Below are 18,382 nucleotides of genomic sequence, written 5' to 3'. Positions count from 1 at the left end.
AACGTCCACCTTGTTGGCGGGCCGTACACGTTGCCGATGCGGCACTCGGAGTGAGTAAAGGCACGGACGATGATTCGAACGGCCATAGTCGGCCTGGGCAAGATGGGTCTTTCGCACCTTGCCATCCTTCGTACGCACCCGGACCTCGACGTGGTCGGCGTGTGTGACTCCGCCGGCTACATGCGCGACATCCTGGCCAAATACACCGGTCTGGATTGCTACGACGATTTCGATCGGATGCTGACCCAGACGAAGGTTGATGCGGTTGTCGTCGCCGTTCCGTCGCGGCTGCATGCGCCGATGGTCGAAAAGGCCCTTGCCCGAGGCACACACGTCTTCTGCGAGAAGCCGTTCGTCCTCGATGTCGCCGACGGCGAGCGCCTGGTGACACTGGCGGAGGGCAATCGGCTCGTCACGCAGGTCGGCTATCACTGCCGCTTCATCGGCGCGTTCCAGGAGGCGGCACGAATCGTCGCGTCGGGCGCGCTCGGGCAGGTGCACCACGTGCGCGCCGAGGCGTACGGCCCAGTGGTCCTTCGCCCGAAGGGAAGCACGTGGCGCGGCGTGAAAGCCGAAGGCGGTGGCGCCCTCTACGACTACGCCTGCCACGCCATCGATTTGATGAATTTCATCGCGGGCGTGCCCCATTCGGTCGACGGAGTCGTCCGCCACAGCGTCTTCTCGCGCGACGTCGACGACGAGGTCTACTGCACGATGCGCTATGACAACGGCGCAAGCGGCCAGCTCTGCGTGAACTGGAGCGACGAGAGCTTTCGCAAGATGTCGACGAAGGTCTCGGTGTGGGGAACCAACGGCCGCGTCGTCGCCGATCGGCAGGAATGCCAGATCTATCTGCGCGAGACGCACCCCGGGCTTCCCGATCTGGGGGCGGGCTGGACGATCCGGTACACCACCGATCTCACCGACGAGGTCTGGTATTACCTTCGGGGTGAAGAGTATTCGGCGCAGATCGACTATTTCGCGCAGAGCATCAAGAACAACCGGGTGAATGGCGAGAACACGTTTCGCTCGGCGCTCGACGTCGATCGGGTGGTCGACATGATCACCGGTGGCGCAGCCGGCGCGGGCCCCCTACCGCCACCGGCGGCCGTGAATGGATCACCGCGCGGCTCGTTGCGGCGCGAGATCGTTGCGCGCATCAGGAAGCTTGCCACCTCGAGGGCGTCGTGACCATGGACCGTGTGCTTTTCGGCGACAACCAGTTCTTCGGCGTCAACCACATGTCCGAGGAGAAAGCGCGCACCCAGGCGATACGGTTTCAGCACCTCCCGCCGGTGCTGGCGACGCTGGACGCGGCGTACCAGGAAGGCATCCGCACGTTCGTGTGCACGACGCACGATCGCGTCGCCGAAATCTGCGATCATTTCCGCGCCAACCGAATCCGATACCCCGACTATGTCTTCTATCCGTGCATGCCGTACGCCCACAAGTACGCCAACGCCGTGACCGAGTTCGGCATGGTCGAGGCGCTCCGAAAGTTCCTGCCCGACGATGGGGCGGTCAAGTCGATGTTCAAGGGCGGGGTGGCCATCGCCGGCAAGGACATCGAGCCGATCATGCAGCTTTTGGTCGATGCCGAGATGAAGATGTTCGCCGGACTGTCCACGCCCGTCATCTTCATCCAAAACGTCGTCACCGACTTGCTTCTCGGCCTCGGGATGAACGAGGCCTTCCGGTTCTTTGCTGACCACGTGAAGCTCAAGTACGGCGCCGAGCCGGGCTTCATCACCATGAATCTGCCGCGCCTCCTCGATGCCCTCGATGGCCAGGGGATCGAGAATCCGGTTGTGTGCGCCAATTTCAACAAGATCGGCTTCCGGATGTGTGGCGGCATAGAGCTGTACGAGAGGACCATCCGAGAGCGCCGCTGCCGACTGGTCGCGATGTCGGTGCTCGCCTCGGGCGCGATCCCGCCCCGCGAGGCCATCGAGTACGTCTGCGGCCAGCCGCAGATCCATTCGATCGTCTTCGGCGCATCCAGCCGTGCGAACATCCGGCAGACGAAGTCCCTGATCGACGAGCTCTGGCAGGTCCCGGCGTAATCTGTGCGCCCGGCTATCTTGAATCCGTTGACGGACAGGCGATCCGCGTTTTGGCCAAACGCTCCGCGAGCCGCACACCCAGCGCGATCCCGAGCAGTGTCGGGTTGGCCTGGCTCGATGTCGGCAGAACCGAGGTGCTCGCAACGTAGAGTCCGCGAACGCCGTGGACTTGCAGGTGCGGATCCACGACGCCGCCTTCCGGTGACGTCGACATCCGGGTGGTTCCCGCCTGGTGGAAACCGGTTCGCTTCTGCATGTAGGCACGTACCGAGGCCTCGACATCGTCAACCAGCCATTCCACGCATCCCACACCGTGGCGGCGAAGGTGTTCATCGATTGCGCCGATGGCCCTGCGCACACTCGCGTAATCGGCGTCGGAGAAGTGCATACGCGTGCGAATCCTCCTCATGCCGAGGGCGTCTCGTTCGTCGGTCAGCTCGACCCGACTCTCCCAGTGCGGAAGGTGCTCGCCGTGGTACTGCAGCAGGTAGCGATTGTCGGCACTCTTCACGAAAAACCCGGGCGCCTTGCGGCCCCCGCGGACGAACCGTGCGTAGCAGAACGCGATGGCGAACCGGATCGAGGCGAACGCGTCGCGCACGATGTTGCCCAGGTGCGCGAGGATCCGTGGCGAACCGTCCGTCTTCGTGTGCGCCTCGCGGATCGCCTCCGCGAGCAGGAAACGGCCGACCGGCGAGATCAGCGTCAAATAAACACCCGACAGGATTCCGCTTCCGTGACTCGGGTCGCTGATCGGTGGATTCACCAACCAGACTGCGGCGTTCGGCATTCCGGCTTCGCGCAGCAGGTGTGGGTCGAAGGTGAAGCGCCGGCGAACATAGACCCCCTCCCCGTCCCGCTCGTATCCATGGATGACAGCGTCCGTGGTGAACTGCACGCGCGCGACCCGGGCCTCGACGTGCGCCATGTACCATCGCCCTAGGTGCCCGCCCGCATTCCCCAACCCCCCGGGGTGATGGCGATCAGAAGCCAGCAGCAAACGGGTGGCCTCCAAACCCCCGGTCGCGATGACGTAGTCGGTCGCAACCACCCTCCCCTCATCGCCGTTCAGTGCCTTGACCACCAGGTGGTCGACGGAGTCACCGGCCGCAGTCGTCACGATCTCGGTGCAGGTGAGGCCGGTCCACAGTGTGAGAAGGGACGTGTTTCGCAACCGCGTGCGGTAGTGGCGTCCGAAACGGGTTGGTAATGACCAGCGTTCAAGGTCGGTCGTGCGCACGTCGCCGTCGGGGAGGCCCCCGACCAAATCGCGATGCGCAATCTCGGGAATCTCGCGCGCATTGAATGCGGCCCGGCCGCACACGGCCCAGTCACAGGCCCGCTGAAGATACGGCTCGACATCGTCGTGCCCGATCGGCCACGGCGCCTGCGCGGTAACGGGTCGAGCCTCGAAATCGACCCGGTCGAACTTGAGGCAGCGTCCTCCCCACAGCGCTGAGGTTCCCCCGACCTGGCGGCGGACCGTCAGCTCGCTACGCGAATGGAAGTAGTCGTCGTGGCGCGAATCGAACATCGACAACGCTTGTGCCGCAGGGTCATTGCGTTCGAGACCACTTTCGATGAGGACCACCTGCACGCCCGAACCCACGAGTTCCAGCGCGGTCGCGATACCGATCGGGCCGGCCCCGATGACCACCACGTCCGTCTCGATCGTCGTGCCGGTGGCAAAGTCCTTCGTGTCGCGAATCACGCGGCCGCACCCTCTCGAAACTCCCTGACGAGCGCGAGGAACCGCGTCACCGTCTCGGCATCGGGTGGCGAGGAAACGGCGGTCGCGGCTTCGGCGACCCGCTGCGGCCTGGTGGTGCTGTACAGCATTGCGCGGCAACCCGTTGCGGTGGCCGACGACGCGAGAATCAGCCTGGGCAGCACACCGGGCGCCAGCGGATCGATCTGCAGGGCTTCGCGCCAGCGTCCTGCCAATCCAGGGTCCGAAAGTAAGGCGCCGGAAAGCCTCCGGTACGGCCCGTCGAGCACACCGAATGCGATATCGGCGGGTCGCGGCGAAGGATTGAGCAAGTCGCTGCGGAGCTGGCTGACTCCCCGCGGCGCGAATGCGCGGACGAAGTCGACCTCGAGCCCCTCGTCTTGCGAGACGCCCCAGGCGCGAATCTTTCCCTGTTGGCTCACCCGCTCAAAGAATTCGCGGAGTTCGTCGCTGGCGACAGTGTCCTGAGGCCTTGGGGCGTGGACGAAAAGGATGTCGACGTAGTCGACGCCGAGCGCCGCCAGACTCTCGTCAAGGCTGCGTGCCGCGACGGCCACGTCATACGCCCGCGCAGTCGCCGACGGCGCCTGCTGCCGCTTGACGATACGGCGCAGCGCGGGCGCCTTTTTCAGCAGTGCGCGTGCCGGGCCCTGCAACCGGCCGAGGCGCCGCGCCGCGCCGCCGACATCGATGCCGAACTTGGTGGCAATGGTCACGCTGCCGCGGTCGAGTGTGCGCAGGAAGAACCCCAGCTCCGCCTCGGCCATCCCGAGCCCGTACATCCGCGCGGTGTCGAAGTGGGTGATGCCGCTGTCCACCGCGCCGGCGAGCACCGCCATCCGTTCCTTGCGGGACGGCGACTGCATCAGTGCGCCGCATCCGAAACCGATTGCGCTGACCGCCAATTGCGGTCCCTGGAGCTCAACCCGCCGCAATGTCGCAGCCCAGGTAGATCCGGCGGAGCTCGGCGTCGATGACTTCGGGGCTCCGTGTCGCCGCAACGTGCTCTTGACCGCGTAGTCCATCACGCTCGGCCAGCGCCGGATCGCGCAGGTATCGACCGATCGCCTGCGCCAACGCGGGCACGTCATCGACCGGGACGAGCATGCCCGGGTCGGGCGCAATCTCGGCAGTACCGCCGACGGGTGTAGCCACGAACGGGCGCGCGCCGGCCAGGGCTTCGGTCAGGATCATCGGCATCCCCTCCGCAAACGACGGGAGCACGACCACCCGGACCGAGCGGAGCAGCGCGCGGACCGCGTCGGGGTGGATCGGGCCTTCGACGGTCAGCCGTTCCGTCTCGGGCGGCGCATAGTCGTCGATGGGACCGATTATCCGACAACGGCCTTCGATGCCCTCGGCAAGAAGAAGCCGCCAGGCCGCGACAAGTTTGTCGACACCTTTCCGAAGGCCAACGGTGCCCGCGAAGAGCGCGACCGGTGGTGTAGAGCCAGCCCCGGGCGCATCACGGTCGACCGCGATCGGGTTCGGCACCACGGCGGTCCGCACCGTGGGCGCCACCTCGGCGACGGCGGCGCGCGCTTCCTCCGACAACAAGATCACATGGTCCGCCCGCTTCAACGTCGCGCCCACGAAGCGGGGCCGCGACCTGGCGAAGTCGGGAAAGTCGGGGCCATGGAGGGTGACGATCACCCGCAAGCCTTTGGCCCTGGCCAAGCGGATCAACGGTCCTTCGCGCAGCCAGGCCCCGCCATTGGAGATGTGGAAGTGCACGATGGTGCGACGAGGGGTCCGGGCCAGTGAAATCCCCGCGCGTGCTGTGAGAAACAGGTTCTTCAGGTGGCGGTCCCCGTTCCACGTCGACAGGACGCGGATGTCGTCGGCGCCAATCTTGTTGTCGCGTATCACCCGAATCACGGACTGCGTCCCGCCGATGCTGTACATGTCGGGCCCCACGTGTGTCACTGCGATCATGTTGGCCAAGCTCGTCTAAGGGGAAGTGACCACGCCGGCCCTGGCGTCACGAGTTGGGTCGGGCGTGGTGGTCGGTGCCGGCGCTGGGTTGTCCTCGAGCCGGCTGCCCTCCACACCCCGGCGCCGTAGGCCGGCGTACCCCATCGCCGCCCCCAGCGCCATGCCCAACCCCAAGGCGTCCATCGGCATCTCCGGCAATGGCCACACGGCGGATATCGCCAAGAGGCCCGCGGCCACCGCCGCACTGATTTTCGCCGGTGCCGGGGCACAACGCAGCGCCAGGATCACCGGAGTGAGCGCGAACAGGACGAAGGCCGCCATGCCCACCGTCCCGGCCTTGGCCAACCACCACAGGTAGAAGTTGTGGGAATAGGCGGGATAGAGGTACCGGTGGAATTCGTCGTCCCCGGTCGGCGGCTGATACACGTAGCCCAGGCCATGGCCGAAGAACGGGGCCTGGGCGATGGTCTCCTTGAGGAGATTGATTTCCCGGAGTCGTTCCAGGGCCGAATCGTCGACCGCGAGTGCGCTCGACGTGACCCCGCCGAGCACTCGCTGATTGAACGCGACGTACTGGTCGGCGAGCCATGCCCCGGTCTTCGATCGCTGTAGCAAAAACAGCGACCCGGGCACCGTCACAATGACAAAGGCCGCGCCGACCGTGGCGGCCGCGACCGCCCGCCGCACGGCCGCCCAACTCATGCTGCCCAGCAATGCGACCAGGGCCGCCACCCCCATGGAGATCAGCGTGTTACGGGAGAAGGACAGCAGCGAAATGCTCAGCGCGGGAAGGCCTAAGGCGAGATACGCCATAGGCCTGACACGGCCGACGATCGGCGCGGCGACGAGCGCGCTCAGGACCGCGGTGGCCGGCGTCTGGGTGGAGAGGATGATGCGCACGGCCTGGCCGGCACCCGTTGTCCCCTCCAGGCTTTCCGCCCGACCGGCCAACCGGATGGCATACAGCGAACTCACGATCGCCATGCCCGCCGAAAACCACAGAATGACGATCATCACCCGGATCGACCATTTGACGTGGCCGCTGTAGACGACCAACAACGCGAGGACGAAGCCGAGGGCCATCTCGAGCATGGTGGTCGCTTCACGGGTCACCGTCAGGTCCGGATTTCCGGTGGCGAACCCGGTGGCAGCGGACCACAGCACCGCCACCACCAGGATCCCCGGCAGCAGGAAATCGGAAGACCGTGGTCGCGCGGACTGGATCAGGTAGCAGATCGCGAGGATCGCAGCCAGGTGGTAGGCGTAAATCGTCAGCGGGCCAAAGACTTTGCCGACGTGCAGGCCTTCCGGCAATGCCGCGAAGGCACCGAACAGCGTGACCCCTACCATCCCTTCGGGTTTCACCCAGTACACGACCACGCAGAACAACGCGGCCGTCAGCAGCACCCCCTCGGTGGTTCGACGCACGGCAAGAATGCCGAACACGAAGCACCCGAACACGAACATCGCCAGCAGGGCCCCATCCACTGCCAGGCGATGACGTGCCCGCAGGTAGGGGATCACGCCGGCCTGCTGACCTTCGACCGGTAGGCGCGGTCCGCGGCCCTGATGTGCAGCGACTGGCGGGCATCGGTCAGCACGGTGCCGACAACCTGTGCGCCGGCCGCGCGCAAGGCCGTCAATGCGTCCTGGAGTTCGTCGGCGGTCGTGCGCTTGGCCCGAACCACCAGCACCGTGGCCTGGACGGCGCCGGCCAGCAGGCCCGCATCCGCCGTCGCAAGCACCGGCGGTCCGTCGACCACGATCCGATCGAACCGCGACGACAATCCCTGCAGCACCCGGTCGATCACTTCCGGCAGATACGCGCTGGGCGGCAAACTCTCGCGACGAGCGGACCGAGACGCGAGAACGTACAGCTTCGAAATCGGCGTCGGCTTCACAACCTGAGCGGCGGCGTCGGGATTGGCAAGCGCGCTGGCAAGCCCCTCCCCCGATTCGACCCTGAGCAGACCGGCGATCACGTGTCGGCGACTGTCGCCCTCGACGAGCAGGGCATCTTCGCCTATTTCGGCGAGCGCAAGCGCGAGGTTCATCGCTGTCGTCGTCGTTCCTTCGCCACCGAACGGCCCCGTCACCAGCACCCGGCGGACATCGGGTCCCACCGCCCGCAGTAACCGGGCACGCATGCCCCGCACGGCGTCGTCGAAGGCGCTGTCGGTGCCGAACCGCGGAGTCCCACCGCGCTTTCCGGGCAGCTCGGCCAGAACGGACAAGTTCGAGAGTTCTTCGAGCTTCGCGCGGGTGCGCACGGTGCGATCGCCGGCCTCGCGGGTCAGCGCGACCGCGATGGCAAGAAGCACACCGGCGATGAACCCGATCAACATGTTTCGCATCGGTACCGGCGAAACCGGAATGGACGGCACGCGGGGCGGCTCGACCGTCGTCGCATGGGCGCCAGGCACCGGCTTGCCATTTGGTTGTAACGCGCCCGGCACCCCCGTCGGCGGAACCGGTGGGGTCGTCGCCTCGCCAGCATCGGGTCTGCCTCCCGCGGTGACCGGTGCTACCACACCGCTCGGACCCTGAGCCGGGCTGAGCGTCGGCAGGACCGCGCTGAACTGATTGGCCATGGCGCCCGCCAAGGCGGCGGCGCGGGCGGGGTCGGTGTCTTTGACGCTGATCGTGAAGAGCACCGATTTCGGGGTGTACTTCACCTGGGTTTGACTCAGCAGATCATCGGTCCGCATCGGAAGTTGAAGCTGGCGGATCGCGCGCTCGGCCACGATATGTCCGCCGGCGATCTGGGCGTAGGACGACAGCCGTTCTTGGGCAGCCTCCGTGCCGCTGTACAACTCGTTGAGGTCGGTTGCGCCGGAAAACGAGATGAGGACCGTGGCCGAGGACTGGTAGTGCTTCGTCTGCAGGGCCGTCACGAAGGCGGCGCCGACCGTACAGGCCAGCAGCGCGGTGATCGCGAGTTTCCAGTGCGCCCCGAGAATCCGGACAAAGGTACGGAAATCCATCGGCTGGCAACCTTTCTCCAAGCTTATGGCGCGAATAGCGTCATTTAGATTTCCTCGCGCCGGACGCGCATACCCAATGCAGATTATGCAGCATCTTCACTCAGGCTTTGCCGGAATCGGCGTCGCGCCTTACCGGGCAGGTGGTCGAGGACCGTGCCGGTGACCTGGTGTGCCTGTTGATCCTGTTGTGCAAGGTCAGGGGGCGCGATGGGGAGCATCGCGGGGCATGTCGAGGGTTGCGACCGGATAGCATCCGGCGCCATCGCGCCCGTCGCGCGCGAGCCGCATGGGCGGGTAGTTCACGACGTGTGACGCGCCGGGCTTGTGCTGCTGCCAGTCCACCGATGCGCACAGCGTGTAGTGCCCGGGCGCCAGGCCCGCCAGGTCGATGTCAACGGACTCGGTGGACGAGGCGGGGGCCGGCTCATGGGAGCCGTCGGCGGATTGCTCGTGGACCAGGGATTTCAGCGCCACGGTCGACGGAAATGTCCGGATCACCGTCCCCAGGAAGTCGACCAGCCGGTAGCTCGGGACCCAGTTCTCGGTGGTGGCGGCGGCGCCGTAGTTGGTCCAGTTGACGGTCAGCGTCGCCTTCCCGTCGCCCGCCGATGGCGAGCCCTGCCGCGCCTCGACCGAATACCGGTATCCGGCGGCCACGTTGGCCTGCGCCCACAGCAGATACAGCGCCGGGTCCATCGGCGCGGTCGCATCCACGGCCGGGAAGTTGTAACTCGATGTCATCGACACGTGGTATTTGATGACGTCGTTGAGGCCCTTTTGGTAATAGGACCGCGGATCGGTTCCCTGGGGGAGCTGGCACCATTCGGTGATCATCGGCGCCGAGGCCATGCGGTTTCTGAGTGCGCCGACTAGCGGATCCTTCGACTGCACATAATGCGAACCATCCCGTTCCGCCCACGCGGGCAGCGGATCCTGGACTCCCAGGCAATCCGCGCGGATACCCACCGGCGCGGACAGCTTTTTGGTGACGTCGTCGGCGATCAACTGACGGACAATCTCCGGGTTCAGCGCCGTCGTCACCAATTGGGTGTGGGGGAAGGCGTTTACCGTCGCCGCGACCAGCTGCCGAATAGATCCGGCGGTGATGTTCTGGTCACGAAATTGGCTGTAATACCCCAGCTTTGCGACGCTCTCGTCAGGGGCGGGCCCCGGTGCGCCCAGCGTGTCACGCAGATACGAGATGTGGTTCTCGCTGAAATCCCCGTAACCGGAGAACTCGAAAATGCTCAGCCGCTCGTCGCCGTCGTAACGATGGCCCAGCGCGGCCAACAGCTGGCTGAACGCGTTCAGGTAATTCGGGTCATTCCAGTTCGGAACGACCTGCGTCACACCGGCTGTCCACCAATATCGTTGTGGACCGGTGTAGTTGGTGGCCGCCGAGCGCATCCAGTCGGGCATCGCGATGTTGGTGTTGTTCGGATAGACGGCGTCGCAACAGGAGTTGTAGGCGACCACCCGCAGCGTCAGGCGCATATTGCGACCGGCCAGTTTCGTCAGCGCATCGTCGATCGCGCTGAAATCGAATTTGCGATCGTCAGCAGCGTCGGGCGGCAGGGTGCTCGGATCGGTCGGCTGCAACTGCCGCCAGGGGATGCGCAGACTGGCGTCAGACGACGCGGGCCACGCCGGATACCGATGCTGCGCGGGATTGGCTTGCGGGAACAGCGGTTGCAAGAGATCTTCGTACTGGCCGCGTAGCGGATTCGGTACGTCCTGCACAGACATCCCTATGGCGGGGCTGACGATCGCGGTCAGTGGCTCAAAGCCACCGCGATGACCGCACCCGCTCAGCACCAGCGCCACGCACACGCCAACGACAAATACGTTCTTTCTCATTGTCCGGACCATAGTGCGCGCTAAACCGCGTCCGGCCGCACCGGCTCGCGGCAGGTGATGAACCGCGTCGGCATGCGCCGCCCAGAAAGCACCGTGTCCATCACATGCATCGACTGTTACCTCTCTGGCGGTTCGCGTTTCGCGGCGGTCATCGGCCGTCGCCTGACATCACGTCGTCGCGGGATATCAAGGGTGACAACAGGGTAGCGCCCAACCCCGGAGCGCATCGGCAAATCCGGGCTCCCATCCAAAACGTCGTCACCGTGAAACTTGGCACCCACCGTGCGTGGCGCGTGGTGCGCGCCCGGCATCGACTAAGCTGATGGCTCCGCATATCGGGCAGGAGATCGTCGCAGATGTCTGTCGCACGCTCGGCCAAACGTCGGCTCGCGCCCGCGGCAAAAAAACTCGCACCGCGCCTGTTCTGGCAGCGCAGATTCCGCATCCTGCAACGTCTGGGTCAATCGCGGCCCGACATCCAGCTGGTGGCGTCGTTGTGCGATCCACGCCGGATCTCGCTGGACATCGGAGCCGATCTCGGCGAATTCACGATCGCGATGTTGGCGTCGTCGCGATCGGTGATCGCGTTCGAGCCCCGGCCGGCGCAGGCCCACGATCTGGCATCGATGTTCGGCGCCGTCGGCGCCCCGGTCCAGGTGGAGGCGGTGGCGCTGTCCGACAAACCCGGCAGGATCGCCATGCGGGTGGTCGAATCCGAGCCGGGCCGAAGCACTATCGACACCGGCAACGAACTCACCGACGTCAGTGGGGACGAAATTCGCAGCCTTGACGTCCCGGTCGAGCGCCTCGACGACCTGCGTCTCGACGACATCGGCCTGATCAAGATCGACGTCGAAGGCCACGAACTCGCAGTATTGCAAGGCGCCACACAGACGCTCGCACGCAACCGACCGGCGATTGTCGTCGAAGCCGAGGAACGCCACCATCCCCACGCCATCGCCGAGATCACCGGGCTGCTGGCCGGACTCGGCTACGCCGGCTACTTCGATCTCGATGGCGTTCGGCGGACCATAACGGACTTCGACCCGGCCCGGCATCAGGATCCGGCCAACGTCGGCAGCCGGGAGGACGGCTGGGCCGGCCACGGCATCTACGTCAACAACTTCGTCTTCTTGCCCAGGGATCTCTGAGCGGCGACCGCGATCTGTGCGGTCGCTACATCGAGCCCAGCGACGACGACTCGCGATCGGCGAGAAACGGCATCGGCATCCACCGCGCGGACAGCAACGCTTCCATCGCGTTGCCGGGCAGCGGCCGCGACAACAGGAAGCCTTGCGCGCGGTGGCACCCGTGTTGCATCAAAGTCAATGCGGCGGCGGGCGTCTCGACGCCTTCGGCGACCACTTCCAGGCCGAACGCCTCGGCGAGCCCGATGATGGCGCGGACGATGGCCAGGTCGCCGGCGTCGGTGCCCACGTCACGCACGAACCCGGCGTCGATCTTGAGCATGTCGACCGGGAGGGACTTCAGGTGGGACAGAACGGCATAGCCGGTGCCGAAGTCGTCGATGGCGATCTGCACGCCGACTTCCTTGAGCTCCGACAAGGTGTTTCGGGTGGTTTCGATGTCGTGCACCACGGCGCGTTCGGTGATCTCCAGGCATACCGATCCGGCATCGATACCGAACTCGCCGATCGTGTCGGCGACGCTTTCCACGAAGCCACGACTGATCAGCTGAATGGGCGACACGTTGATGCGCAGCATGGCGCCGTGCCCGACGCCGTTGGCGCGCCACCGGCTGAACTCGGCGCAGGCGCTGCGCATGACCCACCCGCCTAACTCCGCGGCCAGGTTGGTCGATTCGGCCACACCGATGAACGAGTCGGGCAGCAGCAGCCCCCAGACGGGGTGCCGCCAGCGCACCAGCGCCTCCGCACCCACGATGGCGCCGGTCCACAAGTCGACCTCGGGCAGGTAATGCAGGAGCAGGCCTTCGCTTTCGATGTCGCCTTGCAGGTGCAGCTCGATGTCGTTGCGAAAGGCCCGCTTGAGCGCCATGTCATCGGTGGACACCGCGGTCTGGTTGCCGCCGGCCCGCTTGGCCGTCAGCACGGCCTCGTCCGCTCGGCGGAGCAGATCGGCGCAGTTGTCCGACCCGGGTGTGCCCACCGCCAGGCCGATGCTGACGGTCCTGCTGATCAGGTGGCCGCCGATGGTCAGCCGATCGCAGAGCATCGTGGAGAGGCGACGCGCGAACGCCTCGGCGGCCTCCGACGTCATCGGCTGGTCGGGAATGACCACGAACTCGTCGCCACCGAGCCGGGCGATCATGCTCGACGTTCCCGCACACTCCTCGATGCGCTGGGCGAAGCCCCGGATGAACCAGTCACCCGCGGCGTGACCGAGGTAGTCGTTGATCGGCTTGAGCCGGTCCAGGTCGAGGTAGAAGACCGCGACGGGACCGGGACTGCCCGCGGCAAGGCGTTCGGTCAGGTGCGCGACCAGCGCCCGGCGGTTGTACACACCGGTCAGGTCGTCGTGCTCAGCGAGATAGCGGAGCCGCTCTTCGGCAACGATGCGCGCTTGGAGCTGCGCGAACAGGGCGGCTACCGCCTCGAGCGTGTTGATCTCCTCTTGCTTCCACTTGCGGGCACCGACCTTGACGAAGCCCAGCACGCCGGTGCACGCATCGCTGGACACCAGTGGCGCGGCGGCCACCGAGGGCGACGCGGGTGCTTTGCCCCGGCTCAGCGACCGGCGGACCCGCCCGTCGGGCCGATCCGGCCGCGTCACCACGGGTTTCCGGTCTCGCTCACATTGGGCGAGCACCGACTCGACGCCGTCCCAGTGCAGAGCGGCCGTCAAGTCCGGATCCATGCCGTCGGTGCGCCGCGGCCATTCGGCCACCAACACCGACGCCGCAGCATCGTTGTCGTGGCGGCGCAGGAAGCTGGCGTCCACATCGAACTGCTCGACGAGCTGCGCGAGCACCTTTTCGCTGACCGCGGCGGCCGTGGATGCCGTGGCCTCCATCAGCTGCGTGGCGACGGAGGTGACCACCAGGTTCAGGCTGCGTGGCACGGAGTCCTCCGATACGGGACACTAACCTGTGTGGGTCCCCGCTGGGGTGCCCGCGCATTTCTCGACGGTTCGCTCGGTCGTTTGCTGGTTGAATTCCGACCCGCCAGCTCGGGAGGCCGAAATCCGTTCGAGAACGGTATCACGCACGGCCCCGCCCATCCGGGGTTATGAAACGCGCAGCGAACGAACATCGCGACGTCGCGAAGACGTCACTGAGCGTTTGCTGAAGCCGAGTCGCTCGGGATGTCAAGTGTGGCAATCGGGTACAGCCCGGAGCCGTCGCGGCCGTCCCGGGCCAAAGCCATGGGCGCGTAGTTGACGACGTGCGAGGCGCCCGGTTTGTGTTGCTGCCATTCGACACAGGCCCGCAACGTGTAGTGACCGGGCGCCAGCCCCGTCACGTCGACGTGCACCGACTCGCTCGACGATTCGGGCACCGGTTCCTCGCGCGATTGGCTGGTCTCGTCGTGCACCAGCTTCGCCAGATTCACCGTCGCGGGCAGGGTGCGGACCACCGCTCCGGAGAAGTCCACCAGCTTGTAGGCGGGGACCCAGTGCTCGGTTGCCGCCGCCGCGCCGTAGTTGGTCCAGGCCACCGAGATCGTCGCCACCTTGCCCCCGATGGACTGCGATCCCGGCTTCGCCTCGACGGAGTACCGGTAGCCGGCGGAGGTATTGGCCTTGGCCCACAGCAGAAACAGCTTGGGATCCATTGCCGAGGTCGCATCCCGGTCGGGGAAGTCGGCGCTCGAGGTCATCGACACGTGATGCCTGATGACGTCGTGCAGGCCCTTCTCGTAGTAGGACCGGGGGTCGGCGCCGTTGGGCAACCGGCACCACTGGCTGATCACCAGCGCGGAGCTGAGCCGCTGCTTGATCGCGTTGACGACGGCATCGTTGGAGCGCACGTAATGCGAGTCGCTGGCGTCGGCCCATTCCGGCAACGGCGCCTGCACACCGAGGCAATCCGCGCGGATGCCAACGGGCGCGGCCAGTTTCTTGGTGACGTCGCCGGCGAACAATTCGCGGACGATCTCCGGATTCTGCGGGGCCACCACCAATTGCGTGTGCGGGAAAGCGTTCGCGTTCGCCGCGACCAACTGCGCGATGGAGGCTTTGGTGATGCTCTGGTCGCGGAACTGGCTGAAATAGCCCAGCTTTGCCACGCTGTCGTCCGGCGCGGGTCCCGGCGCGCTCAGCGAATCGCGAAGGTACGCAACGTGGTTCTGGCCGAAGTCGCCGTATCCGGAGAACTCGAACACGCCGAGTCGCTCGTCGCCGTCATAGCGACGACCGAGGGCGGCCAGCAGTTGACTGACGCCGTTGAGGTAGTCGGGGTCGTTGAAGTTCGGCACCACCTGGGTGACGCCCGGGGCCGAGCCTTTCGCCGGGGCGGGATAGCTGGCGGCAAAGGGGCGCATCCAGTCCGGAATCGCGATGTTGGTGTTGTCCGAATAGGTGTCGTTGCAACAGGACTTGTAGACGTACACGCCGAGGGTCAGGCGCATGTTCCGAGCCCCGAGCTTGGCCAGCGCGTCGTCGATCGCACTGAAATCGAACTTGCGGTCGTCGGGCGCATCGGGGGGCAGCGTGCGCGGATCGACCGGCTGCAGCTGCCGCCACGAGACGCGCAAGCTGGCATCGTAGGAGGCGGGCCAGGACGAGTATCGCTGCTGCGCCGAATTCCCCTGCGGGAAAAGCGGATTCATCATTTCTTCGTACTGGCCGCGCAGGGGGTTGGGTATCTCCTGGGCGGTGGGCGGGATGGCCGGACTGACCATCGCGGACAGTGGCCCGGGGTCGTTCTTGCCGCCGCATCCACTCAACACCAGCGCCACGCACACGACAGCGGCGAGCGCGCTTGTCCTCAATGAGCACAACATCGTCACGGCGTCAGATCGCGCCCGACGACACGCCCCGCGACGAAGGCCCGCGGCTGCTCGCAGAAATGGTCGTCGTCAAGGTTGCTTCTCCCAATACACACCGATGCGCACTGAAGTGGCCCACGTTTCACGGGTTGTCTGGTGCGTGTATCCGGCTCGGGGCCGGGCCACGAATTGGCGTAGCGCAGCGTATCACGCGCGCCCCGGCATCGCTCCGCTGCAGCTCAGCGAGGGTGCTGCGGGCAACCAACCCATTGCGCCGACGCGAGCGCAGTGAGACGGGTCACAATTGCGGGCGACGCTGTCACGCTCGGCCGGCCCGCGGTGTCTCAAGGGCACAGGACCTCACGAATAGGAGACAGCCATGACCGAGGTGGCCCCCAAGAAAACGCATGTCGTCGTTGTCGGCGGCGGATACGCCGGAACGCTGGCCGCTAACCATCTGCGGCAACGGCCGGACATCGACATCACGTTGGTGAACCCCCGGCCGGTCTTCGTGGAACGCATCCGGTTGCACCAGCTGGTCGCCGACACAGGCACGGCGACCGCCGATTACACAACGCTGCTCGGCGCCGGGATAGGGCTGATCGTCGACACGGTCGAGGTCATCGAGCCCGCCGGCCGGCGCATCCTGCTGACCTCGGGCGCCGAGCTGAATTACGACTACCTGATCTACGCCGTGGGCAGCACCGGCGCGATGCCCTCGATGGTGCCGGGCTTCGCCGAGTTCGCTCATTCGGTCGCCGACTTGGAAAGCGCGCAGCGGCTGCACTACGCGCTCACCGATCTGCCGCTGCCCGCACCCGTCACCGTCGTCGGCGGCGGCCTGACCGGCATCGAGACCGCCTCCGAGCTGGCGGAGCAGGGACGCCCGGTGACCCTGGTCTGCGATCCCGTTCTCGGTCCGTCGCTGAGCAGGCGGGGCCGGCGCTCGGTGGCCAAGCGGATGCGCCGCCTGGGGGTCACCGTGCTGGAGTCCGTCGCCGTGGCCGAGGTGCGCTGGGATGACGTCGTGCTCACCGACGGCGCCGTACTGCCCAGCGCGGCCACCGTCTGGACGGCCGGATTCACCGTGCCCGATCTCGCCACACGCAGCGGGCTGCGCACCGACCCGCTGGGCCGGCTGCTCACCGACGAAACCCTCACCAGCATCGACGACGACCGGATCGTCGCCGCCGGTGACGCCGCCGCGCCGTCCGGTCAGCCGTTGCGGATGAGCTGCCAGGCCGCCGGGCCAATGGGCGCCCAGGCGGCCAACACCGTGCTCAGCCGCATCGCCGGGGACGCGCCCGCGGCGCTGAGCCAGGCGTTCGTCGGACAGTGCATCAGCCTGGGCCGCTCGCACGCCACGTTCCAGCTGGCACGCACCGATGACACGCCGGTGAATATGTTCCTCGGTGGCCGGGCGGCGGCGTCGCTCAAGGAGACGATCTGCAAGGGCACGCTGTGGGCGATCCGGCGCGAGGCGGCCAAGCCCGGTTCGTATCTCTGGCTCAAGGGTGGCAAGCGGCCCGCGCAGTCGCCGGCCGATGAGCAGGCCGCGCTGCGATGACCCACACACCGAGCGGCAGTGAGCACGCAGAACGGTTCACCGTTCTGCGGCCACTGCTGTTCACCATCGCCTACGAAATGCTGGGCTCGGCAACCGAGGCCGACGACGTGCTGCAGGACAGCTACCTACGATGGTCGGCCGTCGACTTGGCGACGGTGCGCGACACCAAGTCCTACCTGGCCCAGCTGGTCACCCGCCAGGCGCTCAACGCGCTGCGGGCCGACGCCCGCCGGCGCGAGGAGTACGTGGGCCCGTGGCTGCCCGAGCCGTTGCTGCTCGACGAGCAGGACCCCTCCGCCGATGTCGTTCTTGCGGAGTCGATTTCGATGGCGATGCTGGTCTTGCTGGAAACGCTGAGTCCCGACGAGCGGGCCGTGTTCGTGTTGCGCGAGGTGTTCGGCTTCGATTACGGCGAGATCTCTCAGGCGGTGGGCAAGCCGGCCCCCACCGTGCGACAGGTCGCGCACCGGGCCCGCGAGCACGTGCGGGCCCGGCGCAAGCGCTTCGACGCGGTAGACCCGGAGCGCACCGCCGAGATCACCACGCAGTTCCTGGCCGCGGCGGCCGGCGGTGACGTGGAAGCGCTGATGACGATGCTGGCCCCGGACGCCACCTGGACGGCCGACAGCGGCGGTCTGGTGAGCGCGGCGCGTCGTCCGGTGGTCGGCGCCGAAAAGGTGGCCCGGGCGTTCGCCGGGCTGATGCGCCGAGCCGTGGGCATGGGGGCGCTGCGGGTGGAGATGGTGACCTGCAACAGCGCCCCGGCGGTGTTGCTTTACCTGGGCGACCAACTCGAAGGCGTGATCACGGTGGAGATCGCCGACGACAAGATCACCAACTTCTACGTCATGCGCAACCCGCGCAAACTGGCGGCGCTGGCCACCGCCCGCGACATCAGCCGCGGCTGACCCGTGGCGATCGCAAACGCGGCGTAGCCGGGTGCAGCGGGTCGCCACCATCGGACCCGTGGCGATCGCAAACGCGGCGTAGCCGGGTGCAGCGGGTCGCCACCATCTCACCGGCGAACGATACCGGGGATGCGAACGCCCGCCGCTCTGTCAAGCTAGGGCTGTGCGCATCGACCGGCTCGGCGATCTTGGCGCCGCACCCCAGGTGCTGCGCGCCGTCGGTGACGCCACGACCCGGCTCGGTCTCCCGCCGCCGGCCGCGCTGACCGGCGAATGGTTCGGTGCGTTGGCGGTGATCGCGCCGAGCCTGTCGGTGCGGCCGGTGCACGTCGACGACGTGTTCACGACACTGCCGGGATCGCGGACGCTGGAACCGCACGCGGTGGGCGGCGGCTGGATTGGCTACCTGTCGTATCCCGATCGCGGCGC

The 18,382-nt window shown here is 66.7% G+C and carries 13 protein-coding genes and 1 pseudogene; 6 read left to right on the top strand and 8 right to left on the bottom strand.

The genetic code is table 11. The features are described 5' to 3' along the window. Positions 1–69: 69 nt before the first annotated feature. Positions 70–1,191 (top strand): Gfo/Idh/MocA family protein, encoded by a 1,122-nt coding sequence (locus A5775_RS03735; RefSeq protein ID WP_067247722.1) that lies wholly within the window; start codon positions 70–72, stop codon positions 1,189–1,191. Beyond that, positions 1,188–2,063: a hypothetical protein gene (locus A5775_RS03730; RefSeq protein ID WP_067247719.1), complete on the top strand. Its 876-nt coding sequence runs from the start codon at positions 1,188–1,190 to the stop codon at positions 2,061–2,063. The genes A5775_RS03735 and A5775_RS03730 overlap by 4 nt, the downstream gene beginning before the upstream one ends. Positions 2,064–2,076: 13 nt before the next feature. Here the strand turns inward: A5775_RS03730 and A5775_RS03725 are convergent, their stop codons facing one another. The 6 genes from A5775_RS03725 to A5775_RS03700 all read right to left on the bottom strand — a co-directional run bounded on the left by A5775_RS03725 (position 2,077) and on the right by A5775_RS03700 (position 10,580). Beyond that, positions 2,077–3,774 (bottom strand): GMC oxidoreductase, encoded by a 1,698-nt coding sequence (locus tag A5775_RS03725; protein WP_067247716.1) that lies wholly within the window; start codon positions 3,772–3,774, stop codon positions 2,077–2,079. Beyond that, positions 3,771–4,697 (bottom strand): aldo/keto reductase, encoded by a 927-nt coding sequence (locus A5775_RS03720; RefSeq protein ID WP_067247883.1) that lies wholly within the window; start codon positions 4,695–4,697, stop codon positions 3,771–3,773. The genes A5775_RS03725 and A5775_RS03720 overlap by 4 nt, the downstream gene beginning before the upstream one ends. 16 nt (positions 4,698–4,713) lie before the next feature. After that, positions 4,714–5,727 carry a glycosyltransferase family 4 protein gene (locus tag A5775_RS03715; RefSeq protein ID WP_067247712.1) on the bottom strand — a complete coding sequence of 338 codons (1,014 nt, stop codon included), beginning with the start codon at positions 5,725–5,727 and terminating at the stop codon, positions 4,714–4,716. 15 nt (positions 5,728–5,742) lie between these two features. Further along, entirely contained in the window at positions 5,743–7,194 is a 1,452-nt protein-coding gene (locus A5775_RS03710) for an O-antigen ligase (protein WP_231995111.1), read from the bottom strand. Positions 7,195–7,247: 53 nt separating this feature from the next. Continuing rightward, positions 7,248–8,711 (bottom strand): polysaccharide biosynthesis tyrosine autokinase, encoded by a 1,464-nt coding sequence (locus A5775_RS03705; RefSeq protein ID WP_067247705.1) that lies wholly within the window; start codon positions 8,709–8,711, stop codon positions 7,248–7,250. 195 nt (positions 8,712–8,906) lie between these two features. Beyond that, complete coding sequence (locus A5775_RS03700; RefSeq protein WP_067247701.1) at positions 8,907–10,580, bottom strand: hypothetical protein; 1,674 nt, start codon at positions 10,578–10,580, stop codon at positions 8,907–8,909. Positions 10,581–10,924: 344 nt separating this feature from the next. Between A5775_RS03700 and A5775_RS03695 the strand changes: the two genes are divergently transcribed. Next, entirely contained in the window at positions 10,925–11,719 is a 795-nt protein-coding gene (locus tag A5775_RS03695) for an FkbM family methyltransferase (RefSeq protein WP_067247698.1), read from the top strand. A gap of 25 nt (positions 11,720–11,744) precedes the next feature. On the opposite strand, the gene A5775_RS03690 is transcribed toward A5775_RS03695, so the two are convergent. Together A5775_RS03690 and A5775_RS03685 are read right to left on the bottom strand one after the other, a co-directional pair. Then, positions 11,745–13,610, bottom strand: coding sequence for a bifunctional diguanylate cyclase/phosphodiesterase (locus A5775_RS03690; RefSeq protein WP_067247695.1), 1,866 nt, complete (start codon positions 13,608–13,610; stop codon positions 11,745–11,747). A 209-nt stretch (positions 13,611–13,819) separates the two neighbouring features. Next, positions 13,820–15,493, bottom strand: coding sequence for a hypothetical protein (locus A5775_RS03685; RefSeq protein WP_067247880.1), 1,674 nt, complete (start codon positions 15,491–15,493; stop codon positions 13,820–13,822). 364 nt (positions 15,494–15,857) lie between these two features. On the opposite strand from A5775_RS03685, the gene A5775_RS03680 reads away from it, so the two are divergent. The 3 genes and pseudogenes from A5775_RS03680 to A5775_RS03670 form a co-directional block, all read left to right on the top strand. Further along, positions 15,858–17,045: an NAD(P)/FAD-dependent oxidoreductase gene (locus tag A5775_RS03680; protein ID WP_067247692.1), complete on the top strand. Its 1,188-nt coding sequence runs from the start codon at positions 15,858–15,860 to the stop codon at positions 17,043–17,045. Next, positions 17,042–17,953: an RNA polymerase sigma-70 factor gene (locus A5775_RS03675; protein ID WP_067247689.1), complete on the top strand. Its 912-nt coding sequence runs from the start codon at positions 17,042–17,044 to the stop codon at positions 17,951–17,953. Before A5775_RS03680 ends, A5775_RS03675 begins: the two co-directional genes overlap by 4 nt. Before the next feature lie 163 nt (positions 17,954–18,116). Further along, a pseudogene (locus tag A5775_RS03670) lies at positions 18,117–18,382 on the top strand (aminodeoxychorismate synthase component I); the annotation flags it as partial.

The sequence above is a fragment of the Mycobacterium sp. 852002-10029_SCH5224772 genome (assembly GCF_001667315.1).
Classification (GTDB): Bacteria; Actinomycetota; Actinomycetes; order Mycobacteriales; family Mycobacteriaceae; genus Mycobacterium.
This window is presented reverse-complemented; position numbering and strand designations above follow the sequence as displayed.

Excerpts from the sequence above, each read along its gene's own strand:
- A5775_RS03735 (WP_067247722.1), top strand. The coding sequence starts at position 70 with ATGATTCGAACGGCCATAGTCGGCCTGGGCAAGATGGGTCTTTCGCAC.
- A5775_RS03715 (WP_067247712.1), bottom strand. The coding sequence starts at position 5,727 with ATGATCGCAGTGACACACGTGGGGCCCGACATGTACAGCATCGGCGGG.
- A5775_RS03710 (WP_231995111.1), bottom strand. The coding sequence starts at position 7,194 with ATGTTCGTGTTCGGGTGCTTCGTGTTCGGCATTCTTGCCGTGCGTCGA.
- A5775_RS03705 (WP_067247705.1), bottom strand. The coding sequence starts at position 8,711 with ATGGATTTCCGTACCTTTGTCCGGATTCTCGGGGCGCACTGGAAACTC.
- A5775_RS03700 (WP_067247701.1), bottom strand. The coding sequence starts at position 10,580 with ATGGTCCGGACAATGAGAAAGAACGTATTTGTCGTTGGCGTGTGCGTG.
- A5775_RS03695 (WP_067247698.1), top strand. The coding sequence starts at position 10,925 with ATGTCTGTCGCACGCTCGGCCAAACGTCGGCTCGCGCCCGCGGCAAAA.
- A5775_RS03685 (WP_067247880.1), bottom strand. The coding sequence starts at position 15,493 with ATGTTGTGCTCATTGAGGACAAGCGCGCTCGCCGCTGTCGTGTGCGTG.
- A5775_RS03680 (WP_067247692.1), top strand. The coding sequence starts at position 15,858 with ATGACCGAGGTGGCCCCCAAGAAAACGCATGTCGTCGTTGTCGGCGGC.
- A5775_RS03675 (WP_067247689.1), top strand. The coding sequence starts at position 17,042 with ATGACCCACACACCGAGCGGCAGTGAGCACGCAGAACGGTTCACCGTT.